Here is a 1,388-nt window from a genome sequence, read left to right as displayed (position 1 = left end):
CGGCGAGGAGTTCTACCTGCGCGACCACGTCGTCGGCGGCGACCTCGTCCTGCCCGGCGTGGCCTACCTGGAAATGGCCCGCCTGGCCGGCGAACCGGCCGCTGGACGAACGCCGTTGCTCGATGCGAGCGGCCAAGTGATCGCCGCGATCGAGGACTTCACACTGCGCGCGGCCCCCACCCGACCGCCGGTGGACGCGGTGACCGCCTTCGAGCCCCACTGGCAACCCGCCACACCCTCCCCACACCAGCTCACCGGGACCGTACTGCTGCTCGACGCCGGCTCCCAGGGCATCGCCGTCGGCGCCGCGCCGGCCGAACTGGGAGTAACCACCCACCGGATCGAGCTGGACACCGGCTTCGACGACGACGACGCGGCGGCGGTGCGAGCGGGACACAACGGGCCGCTCCACGTGGTGCAACTGGCCGGCGAGCAGACCGAGCCCGCCAGCGCGCTCGACGGCGGCTTCCACCCGGCGCCGGCCTTCCTCCAGGCCTGGCAACGCGAGCGGCGCGGCGTGCTGCGCTACCTCTACGTCCACCGCGACCCCGCCGCCTCGCCGCTCCACCTCCACCTGGCGACGGCCGCCTTCGCCCGCACGGTACGCCTGGAGCACCCGGCCGTCGACTTCGGCGTGCTGCCGGTCGCGGCCGGCTCCCTCGCCAAGGCGGTGGTCGCCGAACTCGGCGCCGAACCCCGCGCCGAGGGCGAGCCCGAGATACGGATCGGCGAGACCGGCCGAACCCGCCGCGCCTGGCGCAAGGCGGAACTGCCCACCCCCACCGGGACGGCGTTCACCCGCCCCGGCGCCCACCTGATCACCCGCGGTACTGGCGGCACCGGCGCGCTCGGCCTGCTCCTCACCGAACACCTGGCCACCGCCCGCAGGACATCGGCTGGGTGGAGGCCAACGGCTCCGGCTCGACCGTCACCGACCTGCTCGAAGTCAAGGCGGTGGAGCGGGTCTACCGCAGCGGCTCGACCCAGCCGGTGGCGCTCGGCTCGATCAAGCCCGACATCGGCCACCCGCCGGCCGTCGAAGGCATCGCCGCCTTCGTCAAGGTGGGGCTGATGCTGATGCTGCACCGCCGTGAGCAGGCGCCGTTCGGCTCCGGACAGGAACCGCTCCAGCACTTCGACCTGGCCGCCTCCCCGCTGCCACAGCCCGAGCTGAACCGCGGGGCGGTCTTCCTGGGCACCGACGCCGACGCCGACGCACCTGTCGCGCCCGCCGCCGCGGGCTCGTTCCGGGACAGCTACCGATGAGAGAGCCGATGTTTCGCGAGGCCCGCACGGGTTCTCTGCCCGTGGTCTTCATGTTCTCCGGGCAGGGCTCCCAGTACTACCGGATGGGTGAGGAACTCTTCGACGAGGACGAGGTGTTCCGC

Annotated in this window: 1 protein-coding gene and 2 pseudogenes; all 3 read left to right on the top strand. The window is 73.1% G+C overall.

All coding sequences use genetic code 11. The features are described 5' to 3' along the window. Positions 1-16: 16 nt before the first annotated feature. A pseudogene (locus ACFZB9_RS36915) lies at positions 17-88 on the top strand (hypothetical protein); the annotation flags it as partial. 812 nt (positions 89-900) lie between these two features. Then, positions 901-1,017, top strand: a pseudogene (locus ACFZB9_RS36910) (hypothetical protein); the annotation flags it as partial. A 54-nt stretch (positions 1,018-1,071) separates the two neighbouring features. Beyond that, positions 1,072-1,266 (top strand): hypothetical protein, encoded by a 195-nt coding sequence (locus ACFZB9_RS36905; protein ID WP_391454547.1) that lies wholly within the window; start codon positions 1,072-1,074, stop codon positions 1,264-1,266. Positions 1,267-1,388 lie beyond the last annotated feature (122 nt).

It is taken from the genome of Kitasatospora sp. NPDC008050 (assembly GCF_042957465.1).
In the GTDB taxonomy this organism is placed as follows: domain Bacteria; phylum Actinomycetota; class Actinomycetes; order Streptomycetales; family Streptomycetaceae; genus Kitasatospora.
Note: the sequence above shows the minus strand (reverse complement) of the source record. Positions and strands in the feature narration are given on the sequence as shown.